Source organism: Nocardiopsis listeri (genome assembly GCF_020741345.1).
GTDB lineage: Bacteria > Actinomycetota > Actinomycetes > Streptosporangiales > Streptosporangiaceae > Nocardiopsis > Nocardiopsis listeri_A.
The window spans coordinates 1-22,367 of record NZ_DYZD01000336.1; the positions used below are offsets into that span (position 1 = coordinate 1).

Consider the following 22,367-nt stretch of genomic DNA (forward strand, 5'->3'; position numbering starts at 1 on the left):
GACCAGCGGAGGGCTCTCTGCCCGGACGCTCCGAGATGCACCATGCCCCGAAACGCTCCGAGGGGTTCAGAGGTCGTCGAGTCTCAACTGTGGGCCCGGGGCAGTGGTTCTCCTGCCTGCCGATGAGGTCCCGGGCCGCGGCCTCGCCACCGGAGAGGTCGTACACGTCGCCGGATGGCACGAGCGGTTCCCGGGGGCACGGAATGTCCCCCTGAACCCGGTGCCCCATCCCGGTTTCCGCCCGGTGCGCGGGGTGCACGTGTGACCGTGGGGGATGCTGGGGAAGAACCCCGAATCCGACGAGACGCCGACGGCGGGAGCGCCCATGGAGGGTTATGGGGCCCAGATCGGTCTCGTGCTGGTCTTGGTCGTGGTGAACGCCGTGTTCGCGGGCAGTGAGATCGCCCTGGTGACCCTCCGGGAGGGGCAGATCCGGCGCCTGGAGACCCGAGGCCCCGGCGGTCGTACCGTCGCCAAACTCGCCCGGGACCCGAACCGGTTCCTCGCGACCATCCAGATCGGCATCACGCTCGCGGGTTTCCTTGCCTCCGCGACCGCCGCCGTCGCGTTGGCCCGGCCTTTGGTGGAACCGTTGGGGTTCCTCGGTCGCTACGCGGGCCCCGTCTCGATCGTGCTGGTCACCGTGGTGTTGAGCTTCATCACCCTGGTCCTGGGCGAACTCGCGCCCAAACGCATCGCCATGCAGCGGGCGGAGGGCTGGGCGTTGATGGTCTCCCGCCCCCTGGACCTGCTGGCCACGCTGACCAGACCGGCGGTGTGGCTGCTGGGGGTCTCCACGGACCTGGTGGTGCGCCTGTTCGGTGGGGACCCTCAGGCCGAACGAGAGGAGGTCACCGAGGAGGAACTGCGCGAGATGATCACCTCGCGCGGGGACATCACCCCGGAACAACGGCAGATCCTGGACGGTGCCTTCGCGATCCGGGAACGTCGCCTGCGCGAGGTCCTGGTGCCCCGCCGGGACGTGGACTTCGTGGTGGTGGGCACCGGCGCGGACGAGGCTCTCGCCCTGCTGGTCGAGTGGGGCCACTCGCGGGCTCCGGTGGTCCGGTCCGGCGACATGGACGACGTGATCGGGTTGGTGCACTGGTCGGACCTGATCGGGCGGGACGACGACGTCGTCGACCTGGTACGGGAGATCACACAGCTACCGGACACGCTCTCACTGTCGGTGGCGCTGCGCCGGATGACGGAGGGACGCCAACAGCTCGCGATGGTCATCGGCGAGACCGGCGCGGTCGGTGGCATCGTCTCCCTGGAGGACCTGCTGGAGGAGCTGGTCGGGGACATCACCGACGAGACCGACCCGGACCCGCCCGAGGTCGACAGACTGGCCGGGGGAGTGCTCCGACTGCCCGGCACCTATCCCGTGCACGAACTGCTCGACCTGGGAGTCGAGCTCACCGAGCGTCCCGAGGGCGCCTACGTCACCGTGGCGGGCATGGTGTTGGTCCTGCTCGGTCATATCCCGGACGGTCCGGGGGACCGGGTGGACCTGGGCGGGTGGACCGCCACGGTCACCGACGCGGACGGTCGCAGGATCGACGAGATCCAACTGAGTCCGGCCCCGGCGGAGTACCCGCCGACCGAATGACCACGTCGGACGCCGGAACGAGGGCCGGTCTCACCGTTTGCGCAGCACGATCAGCAGGTTCCAGGTGATGATCTCGCGCAGCAGCGGCACGTGCACGATCGGCTTCATCCAGGTCGGCAGGTACCGCGGCCGGACGTCCACCACGTCCACGTCGTCGCGCCCGCGCACCCAGCGCAGCATCTCCTTGGCGTACGCGGCGTACATGCTGCGCCCGAAGTCGTTCTTGGGCCGCCGACCGTTCCTGCGCGCGAACCGCTCAGCCGCGTAGGAACCGCCCAGGTAGTGCCAGGGCGAGGTCTCGTGCCCGCCCCACGGCGACAACCACAGGGTGTACGACAGGTACACCAGTCCACCCGGTCGGGTCACCCGTACCATCTCGTCCGCCATGCGCGTCCGGTCCGGAACGTGCTCCAGCACGTTGGACGAGAAGCACACGTCCACGCTCCCCGAACGCAACGGCAGGTCCAACGCGCTGCCCTGGACGGCGTTCGCGTCGGCCTCTCTCCCGTGCAGCGTCATCTCGTGGGCATCGGAGTCCACGCACAGACACCGGGCTCCCTCGGCCCTCAGCGCGTCGGCGAAGTAACCGGGACCGCCGCCCACGTCCACCACCAGCCGGCCGTCCAACGGCGTGTAGGAACGCAGCTGGTCGACGGTGTCGTGGGCGAGTTCGCCGTAGAAGAACGCCGGGTCCGTCTGCTCCTTGCGGAAGGCCGCGAACAGCCCCACGGAACGGCCGAGGGTCGCGCGGAACGGAATCGTGCCGTCAGGCCGCGTTCCGGTGCCCGTGGAGGTCACGCCTGGACCCCCACCCGGACGAAGTGGCGCAGGTGCCGCCAGTGGTCGCCGCCCCAGTACTCGTCGGAGGCGACGATCTCGGAGCCGGGCAGCAGTTCGGCGAGGCGTGCGGTGCTCAGGGTGTGCATGCGCATCGGCGCCGGGTACCGCAGGACCACCTTCTGAGCCAGGGCCACCAGCGGCCACGGCACGTACTTGAAGACCAGCCCCTTGAAGGTCCGTCGCTCACTGTCCGGCACGCCCAGCACCAGGGCGCCACCGGGACGCACCACGCGGGCGAACTCGCGCACGTATCCCTCCGCGAGGTCGGTGGGCAGGTGCTGCAGGACCAGGTCGGTGTAGACGACGTCGAAGGAGTCGTCCTCGAACCGGGACAGGTCGGGGCGTTCGTTGAGCACGAACTCGATCCGGCCCTCGGACCGGTCCAGACGACGGGCCTCCTCAAGCATGGGGGCCGAGATGTCCACGCCCACGACCCGCTCGAAGTGGGCGGCCAGGGCGTTGGACAGACGCCCGGCGCCGCAACCGAAGTCGAGCACGCGGCCACGGCCCTGGGCGAGCCCGAGCTCGTCCAGGCGGTGCACGGCCGGATCGATGTCGGAACGGCCGGAGGCGAGGAACTCGTCGTCGTCCCACCCACCGTCACGCTTGTCCGGGTCCACGCAGACCGCCCACAGCGGTTCGGTGGATCCCAGTCGGGTCCAGTCTCGGCGGACCTGTTCGAGCCCCACCGGCATCACCCCCACGGTGCTGGTGACCGTCCCGGAACAGGCTGAATGAAGCCTGTTCCTGTTCTGGATGCCCAGATCTGCTAGACCTGCGGCAACGGTCAGGAATAAAAGTGGAACGTGTTGTATTCTGGCACCCATTTTCCGGGTTGGCCAACCTACGGCGGGGAGAGTACCTATGCCGCCTGTTTCCCCCGATGAGCGCGAGCCCGAGTCCGGGTCGAGTGCCGGGGCGCCCGCTTCCGAGGGGGGCGGGACCACAAGAGTACGCAGACAGGTCGAGGAGGTGGAGGAGCAGGGGCCCACCTTCGGGGACACCATGCGTGAGGCGTTCGCCGCGCTGGGCCGTGTGCGAACCGACAGGGTCTTCCAGCTCGGGATGCTCATCGTCGCCGTGGCGACGGTGCTGAAGGTCTACGTGCTCGGTGAGTCGTACTTCGTGGAGGACGACTTCCTGTTCTTCGCGGCGGCCAACTCCAGCGACCTCACCCCCGAGTTCCTGCTGGAGTTGCACAAGGGCCACTTCATGCCGGGGGCCATGTTCCTGATCTACCTGCAGAACGCCTTCGGCGCCTACCACTGGGTGTCGGCGGCGGGCACCATGTTGCTCCTGCAGGTCGCCGTGATCCTGGTCTTCTTCCGACTGCTGTGGGAGCTGTTCGGCCGTCGCCTGGCTCTGCTTGTGCCCCTCACCGTCTACGCCCTGGCCCCGCTCACCATTCCGGTGCTGGGCTGGTGGGCGGCGGCGCTCAACGCGGTGCCGTTCCAGCTGTCGGTCGCCCTGGCACTGCTGTTCACCGTCCGCTACCTGCGCACCGGCGTGACCCAGTACGTCTGGTGGGTCGTGGCCGCTGTCGTGTTCGGGATGCTGTTCTCCGTGAAGGCCATGCTGCTGCCGCCGCTGCTTTTGGCGTTCGCGGTGGCCTTCCTGTACCCGGGCGGGCCGATCCAGGCGGTGCGGTACGCGTTCTGGCTGGACCGCAGGTTCTGGTCGGGCATGGTCGGCCTCACCCTGGGTTACCTGGTGCTCTACCTGGTCCGGCAGAACGCCGGCACCGGGGAGGAGGGTGCTTCGGTGCCGGTGTGGGACACCGCCGCCGAGTTGATGCGCCGCATGCTCACCGAGGTGTTCCCCGTGGGCGTACTGGGCGGTCCGTTCGAGTGGAGCCCGATCACCCCGACCGGCGGCCTGCTCGACCCGATCGGGGTCGTGCTCATCGGCGCGTGGGTCGTGCTCGCCCTCATCGTCGTGGCGAGTCTGCGCGTGCGCCGGGGCGCGTGGCGGGCGTGGGCGCTACTGCTGGGCTACCTGGTGTTCGCCGACGCGATCCCGACCGTCATCGCTCGCGGTGACGTCTACGGCGAGGTCGGTTCGGACCCCCGCTACGTGGCCGACGCCGCTCTGGTGTTCGCGCTGGCTCTCGCGCTCGCCTTCCTCGTCACGAAGGAGGAGCGGGCCAGGGAGTACACGGGCAACACAGGGGAGGAGCGCGACCCGCGCCGACGGCTCCTCCTGGTGCGTCCCGGACGCGTCACCTGGGCGCTCGCGCTGGTCGTCACGCTGATCTACGCGGGCTCGGCCGGTTACTCCACCTACACCTACGCCCGGACGCTGAGCGGGGACCGGCTGCGGTCCTACATGGACAACGTGCGCACGTCCCTGGCCGAGGTGCCCGAGGACGCCGGGATCTACAGCAGGCCTGTGCCCGACGACATCGTCCTGGAGTGGAACGGTCCGCGCCGGCTCAGTTCGTACGTGCTGACACCGTTGGCGGACCGCGAACTCGCTGAGCGGATGTACGACCCCGAACCCGCGGCCACCGCCCACGTGTTCGACGACGAGGGGAACCTGGTGGTGGCGGGCCCGCCGTCGCAGGTGAACTCGTTCGTCCCCGCCGAGGACGACGAGTGCATGGACAACTGGGACGGCCTGATGTCCTGGTCGGTGTGGGAGTTCGGCGGGATCGAACAGGTGGCCACGATCGGCTACACCTCCCAGGAGGACGCCAACCTGGTCGTGGTGGTGGGCGGTGAGGAGGTGCGGACCGAGCTGCCGGCCGCGCCCGACGGCGGGTTCTGGTACGTGCCGGTGAGCGAACGCGGTGACACGTTCACCCTGTACACCGACCCGGACAAGACCTGTGTGACATGGTCCTCCCTGGGCCCGTTGGCCCCCGCCGGTGACCTGGAGGAGGCCGACTCCGCAGAGGAGGAGCCCGAGGAGGGTGCCGAGGGTGACGGCTCGGCGGAGGACGAGGGCTGAACCCTCAGCGTGGGGGCGGGCCCGCCGGTACCGGGCGCCGCCCCCTCTTTCCGGTCGAGAGGAAGCGTCGAGACCACTTCCGCGATGGTTCCTCCACGAAGTGGAAGGTGAGCTTGGCGAGCAACGTGGTGAAGACCAGGACCGGGATGATGTCCAGCCAGAACGACCCGGTGAAGATCTCCTGCCCGGTGAAGTCGCGCCACAGGTACAGCACCACGAACTGCCACAGGAAGACCCCGTAGCTGATCGGTGCGAAGAACACCATCACCCGGTGTCGCATGACGGCGTCCAGCCACGCGCCGCCCCGCCACGCCTCGACGGTGCGCAGCGCCGGGGGCGGACCCTCCTGCGGCCGGGGCGCCAGAGCCGCCGGGGCGACCATGAACAGCGCGAAGCCGATGTTGGTGAGGTTCTCGACGGCCGAGATCCACAGGTTGCCCGGTTCGAAGAAGCGGCCGCCCGCGGCGGGAGTCGCCTCCAACAGGAAGAACGCCGCCGCCACCAGCCAGCACAGGCCGGGGGAGGCGGCGATGGTGCGGCAGAGCCTGCGCACCGGGCCGTCCGGACCGGGTTCGCGCCAGGCCCACTCCGACAGGACGGCCAGTCCCATGCCCACCGCGAACATGCCCATGCAGCGTGGCAGCCAGGAGTGCATGTGCTCGCTGGGCTCGGGGAGGTACTGCGGGACCAGCGCGAGGAACGACAGCGCCGTCATCACGGTCAGGCCGGTGAGCAGTCGTCGCCCGCGCGCGTTCACCGTCGCGCCGCCGCGCGCCCACAGGTGCAGCACCGCGGCGAACAGCGGAAGCGTGAGGTAGAAGGACACCTCGACCGACAGGCTCCACATCTGTCCGAGTCCGTAGGGCCCCGGCCCCGCCCAGTGGGGGCTGGTGTTGAACGGGAAGGACAGCGTCAGGACCTCGATCCAGTGCACCACCGAATCGCGGTGCTCCCCGGCCCACAGCACCAGCGCGGTGGTCGCCACCACCCAGTAGGCGGGGAAGACGCGCATCACGCGTCGCCACAGGTAGGAGGGCACGTTCGGGCCGCGGGTGCCGTCCAGGGCGGCGCGGGCCCAGGGACGGTACAGCAGCACCCCGGACAGGGCGAAGAACAGGGGGACGGCGAGCGCCGTCGCGCTGAGCACCCCGCCGAGGATCCCGGGCGCGAGCGCGTCCCCGGTCTCGGTCGACATGTGCACGATGAGGACCATCAGACAGGCGAGCGCGCGGATCCCGTCGAGGGCGTGGTGGCGCCCGTTCACCTGGGGAAGTGCGCGATCGGGGTCGGCCGCGTCGGTCCGGGGGCTGCCGGAGGTGGGGTCCTCGGGCGCGGTGGGCGTGGGCGCCATGGGGCCTTCCTGGGCGGGAGGGAGTCAGAACACGTTTCACTAGAACGTGTTATAAAAATTCAGACACGCCCAGGTGACGTCGTTCACTACTGGGCAGTACTCTACCCGGAACTGAACCTAGTTCCAGATCCGGACTCTCATCCGCCCAGGAGGGCACACATGCGCCGTACCGTTGCGGTCGTTCTCATCGCGCTGGGGGTCTTCTGTCTCGCTTTGGCACCCATGATGCGCATGTGGATGGCCACTTCCCTGATGAAGACTCCACTGGACTACTACAACGCCACCGTCCTCAACGGCGAGGCCACCTACTTCAACATCGAAGACGTCGAGCAGGTGGAGAACGCCCAGGTCGAGGCGCACTCCACCCTGCGTGCCGATGTGGCCTCCAGCACCGACGACGTGGTGGTGTGGGACCAGTTCACCTGGATCAAGGACTCCGAGACCGACTTCGGGATCAGCTCCAGCAGCCGGCGCGCCGGGCACGACCGTGTCACGGGTGAAGCGGTCGACTGCTGCGACGCGATGGTGAACGAAGAGCGCGTCACCCAGAGCGGCCAGGCCTGGAAGTTCCCGTTCAACACCGAACAGCGGGACTACGACTTCTTCGAGACGACCGTCGAAGAGGTCGTCCCCATGGAGTTCCAGGGCGTCGAGGACGTCGACGGGGTCGAGGCCTACAAGTTCGTCCAGACCGTCGAGCCGACCGTCATCGGTGAGCGGGAGATCCCGCGCGAGGTCGCCGGTCTCGACGGTGAGGGCGACGTCGTCGGTGACGTGACCTTCTCCATCACCCGCACCTACTGGATCGAACCGATCAGCGGTTCGCCGATCAACGTCAGCGAGGACCACCACCAGGTCGTCGTCGTGGACGGAGAAGAGGTGCTGACCATGATGAGCGGCGAACTCGTCTACGACGACGCCACCCGTGCCGCCGCCATCGAGAACACCGACCAGGCCCGCGCGGTCCTGCCGCTGCTGAACACGACGCTGCCGATCGTCTCGCTCGTGGCCGGTGTCGGCTTCATCGGCATCGCCGTGGTGCTGCTCGTCACCGGACGCCGCGCCGCCGAGTAGACCCCACCGCCCCACCCCGGCCCACTGCCCCGTAGCCGGACCATCCCCACCGGACCGCCCGACACCCCCGCGGGCGGTCCGGTTCCCGCATCCACGTACCATCGCCGGACCCAGAGGGGGAACGCGTGACCACGGCCCCCGAGACCGAGAACCGACCCGGGCGGAGTGACGTCGTGGGACTGCCCCTGGCCCTGCTGCGGGCCTGCCGCCCGCGACAGTGGCTCAAGAACCTGTTGGTCTTCGCCGCCCCGGCCACCGCCGGCGCGCTCACCGACCCCCGCTCCCTGCTGTTGTGCGTGGCGACCTTCGTCCTGTTCTGCGTGGCCGCCGGCGGTACCTACCTGCTCAACGACGTCCGTGACGTGGACGGCGACCGTCGGCATCCGCGCAAGCGTCACCGCCCGGTCGCCTCCGGCGCGCTCCCGGTGCCCGTGGCCGTCGTCGCAGGGGCCCTGTTCGTGACCGCCGCGCCCCTGGCCTCCCTCGCGTTGGGGAGCCCCGGGCTGAGCGTCGTTCTCGGCGTGTACGTGGTCCTCACCTTGACCTACACCCGGTACCTGAAGGACATGGTCGTCGTCGACCTGGTGGCGGTGGCGGGCTGTCACGTGCTGCGCGCCATGGCCGGTGGCTACGTGGTCGGAGTACCGCTGACCTCGTGGTTCGTGATCGTGGTGTCGTTGGCCGCCCTGCTCGTGGTGGTCGGCAAACGGGAGGCGGAACTGCGGGGTCCCACCGAGGAGCCCGACGGGTCCGGAGACCAGGAGAGCGCGGACCGAGCCCACCCCACCCGGTCCGCCCTGCTCGGCTACACCACCGGCTACCTGGCCCAGATGCGCACGATCGCCTCCGGCGCCATGATCGTCACCTACTGTCTCTGGGCCCTGGAACAGGCCGCAGGGCCGCAGTCCCCGTTCCACGCGGCCAGTATCGTTCCGTTCATCATGTTCGTGCTCCGCTACAACCTGCTCGTGGACCGGGGCGCGGGCGAGGAACCCGAGGAGATCGCGCTGCGGGACCGCCCCCTGCAGTTCGTCCTCGTCGCCCTCGTCCTCCTGGTCGGACTGGGGATCTACCTGTGAGTCGACCGACCCTCCTCACCGGGTGGGGCCGCACCGCCCCCACCGCCGCCACCGTGGTGCGCCCGCGCACCGCAGAACAGGCCGCCGAGGCGCTGGCCCAGGCCGGACCGCGCGGTGCCCTTGCCCGCGGGCTGGGCCGTTCCTACGGCGACGCCGCCCAGGCCGCCGGTGGACTCGTCCTGGACTGCACCGAACTCACCGGACCGCCCCGGCTCGATCCCGATCTCGCCGAGGTCACCGCGCCGGCCGGCACGAGCCTGCGCCGGCTCATGGCGCACCTGTTGCGGCGCGGCCGTTTCCTCCCCGTCATCCCCGGGACCGGGCACGTGACCCTGGGCGGGGCGATCGCCGCCGACGTCCACGGAAAGAACCACCACGTCGACTCCTCCATCGGCGCCCACGTGCGTTCCCTGACGCTTCTCACGGCCCGAGGCGAGGTCCTGGAGATCGGCCCCGACCACGGTGACGTCGAACTGTTCTGGGCCACCGTCGGCGGGATGGGCCTGACCGGGGTCATCACCTCCGCGCGCCTGGCGGTGATCCCGGTGGAGACCGCGCACATGCGTGTGGACACCGACCGGACCGGCGACCTCGACTCCACGCTGGAGCTGATGGAGCGCACCGACCGGAACTACCGGTACACGGTGTGCTGGGTGGACCTGCTCGCCCGCGGGGCCGCCACCGGCCGGGGGGTGTTGACCCGGGCGCACCACGCCCGCGTCACCGACCTGCCGGCGCCGCTGCGCCGCGAACCCCTCCGGTACCGCCCGGGTGCTCCGCTGAGCGCCCCGCCGTGGGCGCCGCCGCGCCTGCTCAACCGGGCGACCGTCGGTGCGTTCAACACCGCCTACCACCACGCGGCGCCCGAGCGCAGGCGTGGTCAGGCGCAACCGCTGGGCGGGTTCTTCCACCCGTTGGACAAGGTCCGGGGTTGGAACCGCATGTACGGGCCGCACGGGTTCGTGCAGTACCAGTTCGTGGTGCCCTTCGGGGAGGAGGCCACCCTGCGACACGTCGTGGAGGGGTTGTCGAAGGCCGGCGCGCCATCGTTCCTGGCGGTCCTCAAACGCATGGGCGCGCCCACCCCGGGGCCGCTGTCGTTTCCCCGACCCGGGTGGACGCTCGCCCTGGACCTGCCCGCCGAGTTCCCCGGTCTGGCCGGGCTGCTGCGCGGCTTCGACGAACGCGTGCTCACCGCCGGCGGACGCCTGTACCTGGCCAAGGACAGCCGGGCGGACGCCGAGACCGTGCACGCCATGTACCCCGACCTGCCCGCCTGGCGGAAGGTGCGTGAACGGGTCGACCCCGACGGGGTCCTCGTCTCGGACCTGGCCCGCAGGCTGCGGCTCGTCTGAACCACCGATCCGGATCGGAAAAGGAGATCCCATGCGCGACTCGCTGGGAAGGGTGCGCACCGTGCTGTTGCTCGGCGGGCGCAGCGAGATCGGCCTCGCCGTGGCCGAACGGCTGGTGCGCGAGGGAGCCCGCGAGGTGGTCCTGGCAGCCCGTGGCGGGGTCGCCGAACCGCCGAGCGTCCTGAAGGCGTTGGGCGCCACCGTCCACTCCCTGGAGTTCGAAGCCGAGGAGACCGACACCCACGCCGGCACGGTGGCCGCCGCGGTGGACCTGGTCGGTGACCTGGACGTGGTGGTGGACGCGTTCGGGGTGCTGGGGGAGCAGGCCGAGTACGACGGGGACCCGCACGCCGCCGCGCGCTCGGCGGCGGTGAACTTCACCGGACACGTGTCGGTGGGCCTGGCCGTGGCCGCCCGTCTGCGCGAACAGGGCCACGGCGCGCTCGTGGTGCTGTCGTCGGTGGCGGGGGTCCGGGTGCGCCGCGCCAACTTCGTCTACGGGTCCGCGAAGGCCGGTCTGGACGGGTTCGCGCAGGGACTGGCGGACTCGCTGCACGGCAGCGGCGCACGCGTTCTGGTGGTGCGCCCGGGATACGTGGCCACCCGCATGTCCGCGCACGTGGACCCGGCGCCGTTCCCCGCCACGCCGGGCCAGGTCGCCGAGGCCGTGGCCAAGGGGTTGCGGGGGAGGGCGACCACCGTGTGGGCGCCGCGTGTTCTGCGGCCGGTGTTCACCGGCATGCGGCTGATGCCGCGTCCGATCTGGCGCAGACTGGGGCGCTGACGTTCAGGGGCGGGCCTTGGGGAGGAACATCGCGGGGATCAGCGCCAGCGCCGTCAGGCCGGTCATCCACCAGAAGGTGGACCGGAACGCCGAGGCCGGGACGGTTCCACCGGCGAGCAGCGACGACAGCAACAGGGCGAGCGCTGCGGTGCCCACCGCGGCGCCCAGCCTCTGGGTCACGTTCAGGGCGCTGCTGGCGCGGGGCACCTGGTCGGAGGGAAGCCTGCGGTAGGCGGTGGCCAACATCGGGACCATCGCGGTGCCCAGGCCCAGACCGCGTACGAACATCGCCGACGCGAGCAGTGTCTGCGAGGTGTCCGGCCCCGCCAAGGCGAACGGCGCGGTCGCCACGGCGCCCACCAGCAACCCGCCCACGACCAGGTAGCGGGGGCCGCTGCGGTCGGCGATCGGGCCGACGAACAGGTTGACCAGCGCCACCCCTGCCGCCATCGGGGCCATCAACAGCCCCGCCGTCAACGCCGAGGTCCCCTGCACCTGTTGGAAGAACAGCGGCAGCAGGAACATGCCGGCCCAGATGCACAGCCCGAACACGAACATGAGCATCGCGCCCAGCCGGAACAGCACGTCACCGAAGAGCCGCAGGTCGATCACGGGGGCGGGGCCGCCGGAGCGACGACGCAGGGAGTGCACCGCGAAACCCGCGATGAGGAGCAGCCCCACGCCGACGAACACCGGCGCGAACCGCACGTCGCCCAGCACCGACAACCCGTAGAGCATGGTCGCGATCCCGGGGGAGAGCAGAGCCAGCCCCAGCACGTCCAGCCGCTCGCTCGCCCTCGGGTCACCGCGCTCCACACCGCGCACGCCCAGGATCATGGCGAGCACCACCAGGGGGATCGAGACCAGGAAGATCCACCGCCACCCCAGCGAGTCCAGGACCAGACCGCCCAGGACCGGACCCATGGCGGGCGCGATCTGGATCGGCACGCTCAACAGCCCGATGGCCCGACCCAGGCGCTGCGGTCCGGCGGCCTGCACCAGCACCGTCATGACCAGGGGCAGGACCATACCGCTGCCCAACCCGGTGATCACTCGGAACGCGATGAGGCTTTCGATCGACCAGGCCGTCGCGCACAGCAACGACCCCAGACCGAACAGGCCCAACGCCATCATCCAGGTGGCGCGTTGCCCGAACCGGTCCACGGCCCAGCCGGTCACCGGGATCACGGAGGCGGTGGAGAGCAGGTAGGCGCTGGCCACCCACTGGGCGGTGGACACGGGGGCGTCCAGGGCGTGGGACAGGTGGTCGACCGCCACGTTGACGATGGTGGTGTCGAGCAGCGCCGCCATCGCCCCGACGAGGAGGACCCCGGCGAGCTTCCACAGCGCGGGGTCGAGTCGGGTGGGGGCGGGGACGGGCGCGGGAGCCAGGGAGGGATCGGACGTGGTGCGGGAGGTATCGTGCTCGGCCATCACAAGGAAACTACACGGTGCAGTTTCCTTGTGGAACGGTCGGGGCTCTCCGAAGGTGCGCCAGACTGGTGTGAGGTAGACGGATCGGTGCGGCCACGGCGGAGGTGGGCGATGACGGACCCCTGCGGTGAGGCGCGCGCACGCCGTTCGGAGGTCAAACGCGAGGCGATCGTGGAAGCGGCGCTGCGCGTGTTCCTCCATGAGGGTTACACCCGTGCCTCGGTGGACGCCATCGCCGCCGACGCCGGGGTCTCCAAACGCACCATCTACAACCACTTCTCCGACAAACGGGAACTGTTCGTCACGATCGTGGAGCGCAGCAGCGCCGACTTGGCCGCCGACCACGCTCGCATCGCCGAACGCCACCTCGCCGACGCCGAGGACGCCCGGACCGCGCTGATCGCCTTCGGGGACGAGTGGCTCTCCCCGAACGGACGCAGGCCCGACCACGGTGCCCTGATCCGGCTGCTCATCGCCGAGGCCGCGCACTTCCCGGACGCCGCCAGGGTGTGGACGGCCCGCGGCCCCGGCCTGTCGTTGCGGACCCTGGCCGAACACCTGAGGGGCATGGCCGACCGCGGCCTGTTGACTCTCGAACCCGGTGAGGAGGACGAGGCGGCCGGTCACTACATGGCCCTGGTGCGCAGTCCCGTCAACAACCGGGCGTTCTTCGGGGCGCTGCCGCTGCCGGAGGAAGAGGTGCGTGCGGTGGTCCGATCGGGAGTGGACGCGTTCCTTCGCATCCACGCGGCGGCGGTCCCGCACCGCTGAGGCGCGGGACCGCCGGAGGACCGGGGTCGCTCGGACCCCGGTGTTCGTTCAGGCCCCGGCGTTCGCCGACGCCTCGTCCCGGGTGAGTCGGTAGAACATCAACGGCACCAGACAGGTCAGCATCACCACGGCCGGCAGCAGCGTGCTGCCCAGCAACATGCCCCGAAGCGCGTCCTCGCTCTGTTCGACGACCTGACCGGCGCCGGACTCCACGTAGCCGCTCACCGCGAGGCACATCGACAGCAACCCGGTGCCCACGGCCTGGGCCATGGCCTCGCCCGAGGTCCACACCCCGGACAGCACCCCGCCCTGGCGGCGCCCGGAGGTGTCGCCGGTGGCCAGGCAGTCGGCCAGCATGGACCACGGCAGCAGGTTGGTCCCGGACAGGCCCACGCCCACCAGCACCGACGCGAACACCGCTCCGGGCACGCCCCACACCGGTATGAGCAGCAGCCCCAGGCCGCCCAGCGCGAACACGATCGCCGCGTATCCGGCGGCCGCGCGTTTGTCCACGCGTACCGACAGCCGCTTCCACAACGGGGCCGACACCATGAGCGGCAGCAGCACGCACACCATGAGGATGCTGGTGTAGGCGGGCTCGCCCATGACGTTGGCGGTCACGTAGGGCACACCCGCGACCATGGTCCCGCTCGCCACCGCCATGAGCAGGTTGGCCGGGAACAGCACTCGAAAGTGGCGGTGGGAGAAGGCCGCGCGCAGCTGTCGCGGAAGGTTCTCGGTGCGTGCGGGGTGGTTCGGTCGCGGCGCCCGCCGGGTGCCCACCACCGTGCCGAGCATGGACACGAGGATGACCACGCCCATGGCCAGGCCCATCAGGCGGTAACCCGCCACCGGATCCTCGGGGACCGACTGCAGCACCGGGGCGAACGCCCCGCCGAGCATCAGTGCCAGCCCCACGAAGGCGGTGCGCCACGTGTTGAACGTGGACCGCTCGTGGTAGTCGGTGGTGATCTCACCGGGCATCGCCGCGTGCGGCACCTGGAACATCGAGGACGCCAGGGCGGCGAGGACGAACAGCAAGGCCACGTAGCCGGCCGCCGCCGAGCCCTGCAGCGGCGGGCCGAAGAAGATCGCCGCGAACAGTACCGGCAGTGTGACCGCGCCCGCCATCATCCATGGGCGACGCGGCCCCCAGGACGAGCGGGTCCGATCCGACCAGATCCCGATGTAGGGGCCGACCAGAAGGTCGATCACCTTGGGCAGGAAGATCACCATCCCGGCGAGGGCCGGGCTCACCGCCAGGGTGTCGGTCAGGTAGATGAGCAGCAACAACCCGGGGACCGTGTTGAAGACTCCCGTGGCCACCGCGCCGCTGCCGTACCAGGCGTGCACCGAGCGGGCCAGTGGCGCGGACCGGGCCGGAGCGGGCCCGGGCTCGGGCACGGTGGTCGGGTCGATGCCGGCGCTCACCCTCGCCCGTCGACGTCGGCGCCTTCGGTGGTGGCCTCCACCTTGGGCCGGTCCCCCTTGGGCCCGTACAGTTCCTCGTGTCCCACCGGGTCCACGTTGTGCATCACCGGGCAGGTCGCGGGGAAGGTGCCCATCTCGTCGACGTCGTAGCCGTCCGGGTAGCTACGGATGTTCGGGTTCATGTCCGCCCACAGCGGTTCCTCGCGCGGCTTCATCCGACGCACGACCTTCGCGCGCAGCTTCAGCGCGATGTCGGCGGACCTGCGCCAGGCCCTGCTCGGCGCCGGCTCGTAGCGGAAGGTCCGGATGAGCGACTCGTCCAGGATCGCCATGGAGAACTTGCGGGCCAGGCCGGACACGCGCGGCGGGTAGAACGTCACCATCAGGTCGAGGGTGGCGTCGGAGACCGCGCGGCCGCCCTCGGTGTAGGCGAAGTGCTCTTCCTCGTAGCCGTCGAGCAGCTCGCGGAACTCCTCGTAGGTCTCCGGGATGTCCTTGATCCCCATGTACCTGCCGAGCCTGCGGTAGTAGTTCGTGATCCCCGCGATCTCGTGGTCGGTGAGGCGGCGCCAGCCGTAGCCGTAGTCGTTGCGCCAGCGGACCGGCATGACGACGAAGGTACTGAGCACGTACCGGTAGTCGTCGTTGTCGATGTCGTAGGAGCGGTGCATCTGGTTCATCCGACGCAGGGCGTCACGGCCCTTACCCGGCTCGAACCCGTGCCGCATCATGTTGCCCAGGATGAGCGCCGTGTCGTCGTAGCGTTTCTGGGTCCTGCCGGTGAACTCATCGGTCCGACCGAGGAGCTCACCGATGCTGGGCACCGCGTAGGTCCGGTACAGGGCGATGCCCAGTGCCCGGCCCATGTCCCACGGGAATTCGTGGGAGGTCAGGATCTGGATGATCCGTACGCAGTCGTCCTCCGCGTCGAGGCGGTGGATCTCGTCGCGCCAGTCGAAACGCTTCATACGGGGTCCTTCGGGGGAGAGGGGACGGTGTCGTGGGGGTGGGGGCCTCTAGCGCTGTTCGGGGGTGGCATCGGCGGTGGGCTCGGGGGCGATGGCCTGGCCGGGAGCGGGGACCTTCGCTCCGGTGGCGGGGATCTCCTGGGTGAGCATGTCGTGGGGGACCGGGCAACCCTTGGGGAAGGTGCCGATGCGGGAGGGGTCGTAACCGTCGGGGTACATCCGGATGTTGGGGCTCATCCGGGCCCAACGCGGTTCCTTGCGCGGCCTCATCCGCCGCACCACCTTGGCCCGCCCCTTCATCGCCAGGTCACCGGCCTTGCGCCAGAAGGCGGACGGTTCCGGGTAGCCGAACGCCTTGATCAGGCTGTCGTCCAACAGGGCCTTGGTGAAGGGGCGGACCAGCGGACGCTGCCAGGACGGGTAGAAGTTCACCATCAATTCGAGGGTGGCGTCGGAGACCGCGCGGCCGCCCTCGGTGTAGGCGAAGTGCTCCGCCTCCATGGAGTCCATGAGCTCGCGGAACTCCTCGTAGGTCTCCGGGATGTCCTTGATCGCCATGTGCCTGCCGAGCTTGCGGTAGTAGTTGGTGCTCGCGGTGATCTCGTGGTCGGTCAGGCGGCGCCAGCCGTAGCCGTAGTCGTTGAGCCAGCGGACCGGCATGACGACGAAGGTGCTCAGGACGTAGAGGTAGTCCTCGTTGCTGATGTCGTAGGAGCGGTGCATCTGGTTCATTCGACGCAGGGCGTCACGGCCGCGGCCGGGGCCGAAACCGTGCTCCATGATGTCGTTCAGGATCAGGGCCGTGTCGTCGTAGCGGTGCTGGGTGCGCTCGGTGAACTCGTGGGTGTCACCGAGCAGCTGTCCGACACTGGGCATGGCGTAGGTGCGGTACAGCGCCAGACCCAGAGCCTGTTCGATGTCCCAGGGGAACTCCAGGGTCCCCAGGATGCGGACGATCTCCTCGCAGTCCGCCTCGGCGTCCAGGCTCTGGATCTTGTCGTGCCAGTCGAAACGTCTCATGGGAACTCCCACCTTCGTCCTGGTCCGCCCGAGACGGGTCCAGGGTCGTCGGGTACACGAAACGCCGCTCCGTTCCGCTGCCTCGACTTTACCCGGAAGGCCCCTGTGTACAGGGGAAGTGGGTGGTGTCCACCTATTAACGATCCGGGGACCGTCAGGCGTTGACGCTCTCTGCGACACGGTTGACCAGGGTCAGCAGCACCTCTTTGGCGGATTTGCGGTCCCGGGCGTCGCACAGGACGATCGGGATCTCCGGGTTCAGGCTCAACGCCTCGCGGACCTCGTCCGGCTCGTACAGGTGGGCCCCCTCGAAGCAGTTCACCGCGACCACGAACGGCACGCCGCGACGCTCGAAGAAGTCCACCGCGGCGAAGCACGTCTCCAGGCGACGGGTGTCGGCGATGACGATGGCGCCGAGGGCGCCCTCCGACAGCTCCTCCCACATGAACCAGAAGCGTTCCTGGCCGGGCGTGCCGAACAGGTACAGCACCAGGCTCTCGTTGATGGTGATGCGACCGAAGTCCAGCGCCACCGTGGTGGTCGACTTGGACTCGACCCCGGACAGGTCGTCGACCCCGTAGCTGGCCTCGGTCATCACCTCCTCGGTGCTGAGCGGGGCGATCTCGCTGACCGCGCCGACCAGGGTGGTCTTTCCGGCGCCGAAGCCACCGGCGACCAGGATCTTCAGGGCCGAGGGGACCGGGGCCTCGGTGCCCGGCTCAGAGTCTGTGGATGCCATCGAGTACCGCCTGGAGTACGTCCCGGCTCACCGGGCTCTTTGCTTTGTAGGGGGCTCTGGCCAGGGCGAGGCCCCGGTTGAGCAGGTCGCTGATCAGTACCTTGACCACGGCGACCGGGATGTCCAGATGGGCGGAGACCTCGGCCACCGACTGCGGCTTTCGGCACAGCTCCAGAATGCGCAGCTGTTCCGGTTCGAGGGCCAGTTCGTCGACCTCGGCCCGCTTGGCCGCGATCACCACGCTGATCATGTCCAGCTGGACGGTGTCCGCGTGGTCGCGCCCCTGCGCGATCACGTAGGGGCGTACGAGCGGGCCGGCCTCTTCGGGGCCGGTGTCCTCGCCGTAGTCGCCCACCACGTCACGCTGGGGTGGGACGGGACGTATGCCGCCCGGGAACTCGTCATGCGCTTGCATACCGACCCCTATCGATTGGCTTCGGGAGCAGCACCCTCATGGCGAGGCGCGGCGTCCATGTAACGACCCACCTGCTCGACCAGGACGTTCATCTCGTAGGCGATGAGTCCCACGTCGGCGCTCTCCTCGGCCAGAACGGCGAGGCAGGCGCCACGGCCGGCGCCGGTGACGAACAGGTAGGCCTGCTCCATCTCGATGACCGTCTGGAGCACCTCGCCACCGCCGAAGCGGCGACCGGTGCCCCGGGCCAGGCTCTGGAACGCGGAGGCCACGGCGGACAGGTGCTCGGCGTCCTCCTTGACCAGGTCACGGGAGCGGCCGATGAGCAGGCCGTCGGCCGAGAGGACGATCGCGTGCCGGGAACCGACCGCGCGGTCCAGCAGTTCGTCGAGCAGCCAGTTGATGTCCTTCTTGCCGGCGGTCCCGCCTGCGCTTTCGGTACTGGTCACGGTTACGAGTCCTTGTCGATGTCGTTGGTGTTCTGCCGGCCCTCACGTCGTCCACGGTCCGTCCCCTTCTGGAACGCGGACATGTTCTTGCGCAGGCGTTCCAGCCGTTCCGAGCTGTCGAGCGCGTGCGGGGTCACGCTCTGGGGGCCGGAGGCGGGTCCGCCCGAGCCCTCGGAGGAGGGGCTGTCGGCCAACTGGGGTGCGAGGTTCTCCTGCGGGCGCCGCTTGGGCAGCGCCGGTCGGCCACCGCCGGCCGGCACCGTCTCCGGGGCCGGCGGGGCCTTGGTCTCGGTCGAGGAATCGGGCACGGCACTGATCCGGGAACCGCGAGTGGGCAGCGGAGGACGCTCGTCCCCGGGGCCGGACAGGACGTCCTCGCCCATGCCCGGTTCGATCGGGGTGGTGACCGAGGTCAGCAGCGGCTTTTCGGTGTCGCCCCCGGCGTCGTTGCGACCGGACTCCAGGGCGGCCTCGGGGGTGCGGTCGACGATCTCGCGCACCTCCCAGATGTCCTCGCCGGAGTCCTCGGAGGAGGGCAGCGGGGTGCGGTCACCGGAGATGATCTCCTGCGGCAGCAGGACGATGGCCTGCACACCGCCATAGGGGGAGGGACGCAGGTGCACGCGGATGCCGTGGCGGTGGGCCAGGTGCGAGACCACGAACAGACCCAGACGCATCTTCTCGTTGAGCCGCATGACGTCGAACTCGGGCGGCTCGGCCAACAGGGAGTTGGCCGACTCCAGCTCGGCCTCGGTCATGCCCAGGCCGCGGTCCTCGATCTCGACCGTCACACCGTTGGGAACGTCCTCGCTGCTCAACCGGACGTTCGTGTGCGGGGGCGAGAACATGGAGGCGTTGTCGACCAGTTCGGCGACGAGGTGGATGACGTCGGCGACGGCGGGACCGTTGAGGTTGACCCGGGCGATGCGCTCGCGCTTGACCCGCGTGTAGTCACCGGACTCGGAGATCGCACCGCGCAGGACGTCGATCAGCGGCATCGGGCGGTGCCAGGTGCGACCGGGGGCCTCTCCGCCGAGGATCAGCAGGTTCTCGGCGTTACGACGCGAACGGGTCGCCAGGTGGTCCAGCTTGAACAGCTGGGCGAGCTGCTCCGGGTCCTCCTGCTCGCGCTCCATCTTGTCCAGCAGACGCAGCTGACGGTGGACCAGGGTCTGGCTGCGGTGCGCGATGTTGAGGAAGACCCGGTTGATGCCGTGGCGCAGTTCGGTCTGCTGCACGGCCTCGTCGACCGCGGCGCGTTGGGCGGTGTTGAAGGCCTTGGCGACGTCACCGATCTCGTCGTCCTCGGCGTGCAGCTCGGGGAGTTCGGTGGTGGTGTCGACGCGCTCGCCGCGGTGCAGGCGTCCCATGATCGAGGGGAGACGCTCCTCCGCCAGGGACCGAGACTCGTCTCGCAGGGTCAGCAGACGTTCGGTGAGGTTGCGGGAGGAGCGCCGCGCCAGGTAGAAGGCGATGCCGGTCACGGCGGCCACGCCGAGGCTGCCGGCGATCGCGAGGAGCACGGCCCGGTTGGCGTCCTGGCGGGTCATGGCGGCGGCCTGGGCGGCCTCGTCGGCGCCCAGCGCGGTGAGCTCGGACAGGACGTGCCCGTAGGCCTGGTCCCACTCGGCCTTGTCCACCGGCATGGACAGGTTCTCCACGGTCTGCGGGGCGAGGGTGACCGGGTCTGTGGTGGTCTCGGACTCGACCTCGCGCTCGGCGATCTCGGTCTGCATCCGCTGAAGGGCGGCGTACTCGGGGCTGTCCAGGACGGCCTCGAAGCGCTCCGCCTGGCCGGGGCCCTCCAGGTAGTGGGCGTTGGCGTCCAGAATCGCCTCGTAGGCGCCCGTCATGGCGGTGAACTCGCGCTGGTCCTCCACGCTGAGCTCGTCGGTGGCGAAGCCTCGGGCGATCTGGGCGTCGGCCTGGGCGAGGATGTCCACCGTGCGGAACATGTAGATCGCGGTGAAGCCGGGGCTGACCGACGCACCCTCGTTACCGGTACGACCCTGGCTGTCGAAGCTGTCGGCGCCGTGCAGGACGAGTTCGTTGTAGTAGTCCAGGACGTCGTCACGGCTCGCGTCGCCGGAGTCGACGGCCTCGCGCATCCCACCGATGTCCTGGTACATGTCGTACAGCATCTCGATGTGCATGCCGCCGTCACCGGGGGCCAGGTCGGCGAACCCGATGAGGTCCTCGACGACCACCCCCAGCGACTCGTCGGTGCTCTGCCGGGCCTCGGCCATCCGCTGGGAGAGATCGGCGTCGTCGGGGCTCTCCAGGTAGGCGATCGTGGCCGAGCGCTCGGACATGGCGTCCACGAGGCCTACCGCGGAGGGGGTTACCAGGTCGTCGGTGGCCTTGGCCCGGATCAGCTGGTAGGCCGCGTCCCCACCGAGAAGGATGGTGAGGATCAGCCACAGCGCGAGCAGGGCGCTCGTGGGGATCATGACCATGGCGCGGATACGGGCGGTGATCGTACGCCCACGTTTCTTCGGTACTGCCTGCACGATGCTCCTGTCGATCCGCGTCATGGGGTGAGTCGTTCGGCCCGAGATCGTGTCCGCCTTGTCGCGCTTCGCGACCGGCGTGTACACACCGCCTCCCGCCCGGACGCCGTGCCCTTCCTGGGGTAATGGGTGACACGGTCTTGCCGCGGAGTAACCACATATGGGGGTTTTCGGCTTGGGGGATCGTATCTCGGCCGGGAAACGCCGGATTATCCGGGGGTGGAGGCAGTCTGCCATGAACCGGCGAAATGTTCATACAAGTGCAGGTCTGCCACCCACTGGTGAGCATGGGGCTGGGGTTGCGCACGACTATAGGACAAAGGTCACATGCGGTCATAGGGGTATACCAACAGTTGTTTACCGGTACATACGACCGTCACGTCGATGGGTACCGGGTGCCAAAACCTCGGTACCGCGCCCACCCCGCTCCCGTCCGTACTAGCGTTGCGGCCCGGAAGCGCGGGAACGGGGAGAGGGACACCATGGGGCGAGCGTTCGGCGGGGGACAGGCCGCCATCGACGTGGCGGTGGTCGGACTGCCGCTGCTGATGGTGGTCGGGTCCGCCCTCTACCTGCGCGGACAGCACCGGCGCTACGGTCGCCTCGTCGGCTGGCCCGGACAGCTCACCCTCGCCGCGTTGCTCGGCGGGCTCGGCCTGGCCGCCTACGCGGTCTGGCCCCTGCCCACCTCCGTCGACGGGCTGTGCCCGATCGTGCCCGAACCGGCGCCCGCCCTGGACGTGGGGTCGGCCCTGCTCGCCCTCGGGGTGTTCCTCCCGGTCGGGATCCTGGCACGCGCCCGCTTCCGCCGAGGCCTCCTGGTCACCATCGCCCTGGGAACGGCCCTGGCGTTGGCGGTGACCACGATCCGGGCGACCGGCGTGCTCGGCCTCTATCCCTGCTCCTACGCCATCGACGCGCCCGCGCTCACGGGCATCGCCGTGGCCGGGGTCCTCCTCGGATGGCTCCTCGCCCGCTGGGTTCCGGTGCTGTGGCCGTGGGGCCCGCACCGTTCCTGGCCCGGAGCGGTGCCCGACCGCGGCCTCCCCGACCTCACCCGCCGCGTCCTCGGTGCCCTGCTGGACCTGGGGCTGTGGTGGTACGGATCGGCCCTCGTCGTCGCGCTGTCGCACGCCTACGGAGTGGTCGAACCCGCAACCGGGAACGAGGTGCGCGTCGCCACGCTCCTCGGCCTGGCGGTGGTGTTCGCGCTCTTCCTGCCCCTGTTGCGTCGCGACCGGTCCACCCTGGGATGCTCCGCCGTCCGTCTCGCGCTGACCGAACCCACGGCGGCCCGACCGGCCGCCCGGCACCGTGTCCTGGCGCGCACACTCCTGTTGCACGCGCCCATCGTGGTGCTCCTCGCCCTCGGCCTGGGGTGGTGGTCGTTGATCGTGGTCGCCCTGCACACCTGCACCGCGCTGGTGCGCTCCGACGGTACGGGACTGGCCGACCTGGTCTGTGGCACCCGGGTCCGTACCCGGGCCACCCTGGACGGAGGGCTGCCCGGCCGGCTGGTGCGCTACTCGGCGCCCGACACGGAACACCCCCGCCCGCCGGAGCGGAGGCCGACCCCCGTATGAGCC

Annotated in this window: 19 protein-coding genes; 8 read left to right on the forward strand and 11 right to left on the reverse strand. The window is 69.8% G+C overall.

Going from position 1 to position 22,367, the window contains the following annotated elements; all coding sequences use genetic code 11:
• Positions 1 to 325 precede the first annotated feature (325 nt).
• Complete coding sequence (locus K8V84_RS17990; protein ID WP_304076416.1) at positions 326 to 1,612, forward strand: hemolysin family protein; 1,287 nt, start codon at positions 326 to 328, stop codon at positions 1,610 to 1,612.
• 30 nt (positions 1,613 to 1,642) lie between these two features.
• On the opposite strand, the gene K8V84_RS17995 is transcribed toward K8V84_RS17990, so the two are convergent.
• Both K8V84_RS17995 and K8V84_RS18000 read right to left on the reverse strand, forming a co-directional pair.
• Positions 1,643 to 2,410, reverse strand: a complete 768-nt coding sequence (locus K8V84_RS17995) for a class I SAM-dependent methyltransferase (protein WP_304076379.1) — start codon at positions 2,408 to 2,410, stop codon at positions 1,643 to 1,645.
• Positions 2,407 to 3,147 (reverse strand): class I SAM-dependent methyltransferase, encoded by a 741-nt coding sequence (locus tag K8V84_RS18000; RefSeq protein WP_304076380.1) that lies wholly within the window; start codon positions 3,145 to 3,147, stop codon positions 2,407 to 2,409. The genes K8V84_RS17995 and K8V84_RS18000 overlap by 4 nt, the downstream gene beginning before the upstream one ends.
• A 169-nt stretch (positions 3,148 to 3,316) precedes the next feature.
• Between K8V84_RS18000 and K8V84_RS18005 the strand changes: the two genes are divergently transcribed.
• Complete coding sequence (locus tag K8V84_RS18005) at positions 3,317 to 5,401, forward strand: hypothetical protein (RefSeq protein WP_304076381.1); 2,085 nt, start codon at positions 3,317 to 3,319, stop codon at positions 5,399 to 5,401.
• 4 nt (positions 5,402 to 5,405) lie between these two features.
• Here K8V84_RS18005 and K8V84_RS18010 read toward each other — a convergent pair whose 3' ends face one another.
• Complete coding sequence (locus K8V84_RS18010) at positions 5,406 to 6,752, reverse strand: acyltransferase (protein ID WP_304076383.1); 1,347 nt, start codon at positions 6,750 to 6,752, stop codon at positions 5,406 to 5,408.
• 159 nt (positions 6,753 to 6,911) lie between these two features.
• On the opposite strand from K8V84_RS18010, the gene K8V84_RS18015 reads away from it, so the two are divergent.
• From K8V84_RS18015 to K8V84_RS18030, 4 genes are all read left to right on the forward strand, one after another.
• Positions 6,912 to 7,826 carry a DUF3068 domain-containing protein gene (locus K8V84_RS18015; protein WP_304076385.1) on the forward strand — a complete coding sequence of 305 codons (915 nt, stop codon included), beginning with the start codon at positions 6,912 to 6,914 and terminating at the stop codon, positions 7,824 to 7,826.
• Between the two features lie 173 nt (positions 7,827 to 7,999).
• Complete coding sequence (locus K8V84_RS18020) at positions 8,000 to 8,905, forward strand: decaprenyl-phosphate phosphoribosyltransferase (protein ID WP_304076417.1); 906 nt, start codon at positions 8,000 to 8,002, stop codon at positions 8,903 to 8,905.
• Entirely contained in the window at positions 8,902 to 10,260 is a 1,359-nt protein-coding gene (locus K8V84_RS18025) for an FAD-binding oxidoreductase (RefSeq protein WP_304076387.1), read from the forward strand. Before K8V84_RS18020 ends, K8V84_RS18025 begins: the two co-directional genes overlap by 4 nt.
• Before the next feature lie 31 nt (positions 10,261 to 10,291).
• The gene (locus tag K8V84_RS18030; RefSeq protein WP_304076389.1) at positions 10,292 to 11,044 is read left to right on the forward strand and encodes a decaprenylphospho-beta-D-erythro-pentofuranosid-2-ulose 2-reductase; all 753 of its coding nucleotides are present in this window, start codon (positions 10,292 to 10,294) and stop codon (positions 11,042 to 11,044) included.
• A gap of 3 nt (positions 11,045 to 11,047) precedes the next feature.
• Here K8V84_RS18030 and K8V84_RS18035 read toward each other — a convergent pair whose 3' ends face one another.
• Positions 11,048 to 12,478, reverse strand: a complete 1,431-nt coding sequence (locus tag K8V84_RS18035) for a DHA2 family efflux MFS transporter permease subunit (RefSeq protein ID WP_304076390.1) — start codon at positions 12,476 to 12,478, stop codon at positions 11,048 to 11,050.
• Between the two features lie 111 nt (positions 12,479 to 12,589).
• Here K8V84_RS18035 and K8V84_RS18040 point away from each other — a divergent pair, with 111 nt between their 5' ends.
• On the forward strand, positions 12,590 to 13,249 hold the full coding sequence (locus K8V84_RS18040) for a TetR/AcrR family transcriptional regulator (protein WP_304076392.1): 660 nt from the start codon (positions 12,590 to 12,592) through the stop codon (positions 13,247 to 13,249).
• A gap of 48 nt (positions 13,250 to 13,297) precedes the next feature.
• Here the strand turns inward: K8V84_RS18040 and K8V84_RS18045 are convergent, their stop codons facing one another.
• The 7 genes from K8V84_RS18045 to K8V84_RS18075 all read right to left on the reverse strand — a co-directional run bounded on the left by K8V84_RS18045 (position 13,298) and on the right by K8V84_RS18075 (position 20,805).
• Positions 13,298 to 14,653: an MFS transporter gene (locus K8V84_RS18045; RefSeq protein WP_304076418.1), complete on the reverse strand. Its 1,356-nt coding sequence runs from the start codon at positions 14,651 to 14,653 to the stop codon at positions 13,298 to 13,300.
• A gap of 23 nt (positions 14,654 to 14,676) precedes the next feature.
• A complete protein-coding gene (locus K8V84_RS18050; RefSeq protein WP_304076393.1) occupies positions 14,677 to 15,648 on the reverse strand; it encodes an oxygenase MpaB family protein in 972 nt (323 codons plus the stop codon).
• Positions 15,649 to 15,696: 48 nt separating this feature from the next.
• Positions 15,697 to 16,668 carry an oxygenase MpaB family protein gene (locus tag K8V84_RS18055; protein WP_304076394.1) on the reverse strand — a complete coding sequence of 324 codons (972 nt, stop codon included), beginning with the start codon at positions 16,666 to 16,668 and terminating at the stop codon, positions 15,697 to 15,699.
• Between the two features lie 154 nt (positions 16,669 to 16,822).
• Positions 16,823 to 17,407, reverse strand: coding sequence for an ATP/GTP-binding protein (locus K8V84_RS18060; RefSeq protein ID WP_304076396.1), 585 nt, complete (start codon positions 17,405 to 17,407; stop codon positions 16,823 to 16,825).
• A complete protein-coding gene (locus tag K8V84_RS18065) occupies positions 17,388 to 17,822 on the reverse strand; it encodes a DUF742 domain-containing protein (protein ID WP_304076397.1) in 435 nt (144 codons plus the stop codon). Before K8V84_RS18065 ends, K8V84_RS18060 begins: the two co-directional genes overlap by 20 nt.
• 8 nt (positions 17,823 to 17,830) lie before the next feature.
• Positions 17,831 to 18,271: a roadblock/LC7 domain-containing protein gene (locus K8V84_RS18070; RefSeq protein ID WP_304076399.1), complete on the reverse strand. Its 441-nt coding sequence runs from the start codon at positions 18,269 to 18,271 to the stop codon at positions 17,831 to 17,833.
• A 2-nt stretch (positions 18,272 to 18,273) separates the two neighbouring features.
• The gene (locus K8V84_RS18075) at positions 18,274 to 20,805 is read right to left on the reverse strand and encodes a nitrate- and nitrite sensing domain-containing protein (RefSeq protein WP_304076401.1); all 2,532 of its coding nucleotides are present in this window, start codon (positions 20,803 to 20,805) and stop codon (positions 18,274 to 18,276) included.
• 458 nt (positions 20,806 to 21,263) lie between these two features.
• Here K8V84_RS18075 and K8V84_RS18080 point away from each other — a divergent pair, with 458 nt between their 5' ends.
• Entirely contained in the window at positions 21,264 to 22,364 is a 1,101-nt protein-coding gene (locus K8V84_RS18080) for an RDD family protein (RefSeq protein WP_304076402.1), read from the forward strand.
• Positions 22,365 to 22,367 lie beyond the last annotated feature (3 nt).

Bases quoted from the DNA above. Each gene is read 5' to 3' on its own strand.
- K8V84_RS17990 (WP_304076416.1), top strand. From the start codon at position 326: ATGGAGGGTTATGGGGCCCAGATCGGTCTCGTGCTGGTCTTGGTCGTG.
- K8V84_RS18000 (WP_304076380.1), bottom strand. From the start codon at position 3,147: ATGCCGGTGGGGCTCGAACAGGTCCGCCGAGACTGGACCCGACTGGGA.
- K8V84_RS18005 (WP_304076381.1), top strand. From the start codon at position 3,317: ATGCCGCCTGTTTCCCCCGATGAGCGCGAGCCCGAGTCCGGGTCGAGT.
- K8V84_RS18010 (WP_304076383.1), bottom strand. From the start codon at position 6,752: ATGGCGCCCACGCCCACCGCGCCCGAGGACCCCACCTCCGGCAGCCCC.
- K8V84_RS18015 (WP_304076385.1), top strand. From the start codon at position 6,912: ATGCGCCGTACCGTTGCGGTCGTTCTCATCGCGCTGGGGGTCTTCTGT.
- K8V84_RS18030 (WP_304076389.1), top strand. From the start codon at position 10,292: ATGCGCGACTCGCTGGGAAGGGTGCGCACCGTGCTGTTGCTCGGCGGG.
- K8V84_RS18035 (WP_304076390.1), bottom strand. From the start codon at position 12,478: ATGGCCGAGCACGATACCTCCCGCACCACGTCCGATCCCTCCCTGGCT.
- K8V84_RS18040 (WP_304076392.1), top strand. From the start codon at position 12,590: ATGACGGACCCCTGCGGTGAGGCGCGCGCACGCCGTTCGGAGGTCAAA.
- K8V84_RS18050 (WP_304076393.1), bottom strand. From the start codon at position 15,648: ATGAAGCGTTTCGACTGGCGCGACGAGATCCACCGCCTCGACGCGGAG.
- K8V84_RS18055 (WP_304076394.1), bottom strand. From the start codon at position 16,668: ATGAGACGTTTCGACTGGCACGACAAGATCCAGAGCCTGGACGCCGAG.
- K8V84_RS18060 (WP_304076396.1), bottom strand. From the start codon at position 17,407: ATGGCATCCACAGACTCTGAGCCGGGCACCGAGGCCCCGGTCCCCTCG.
- K8V84_RS18065 (WP_304076397.1), bottom strand. From the start codon at position 17,822: ATGCAAGCGCATGACGAGTTCCCGGGCGGCATACGTCCCGTCCCACCC.
- K8V84_RS18075 (WP_304076401.1), bottom strand. From the start codon at position 20,805: ATGACGCGGATCGACAGGAGCATCGTGCAGGCAGTACCGAAGAAACGT.
- K8V84_RS18080 (WP_304076402.1), top strand. From the start codon at position 21,264: ATGGGGCGAGCGTTCGGCGGGGGACAGGCCGCCATCGACGTGGCGGTG.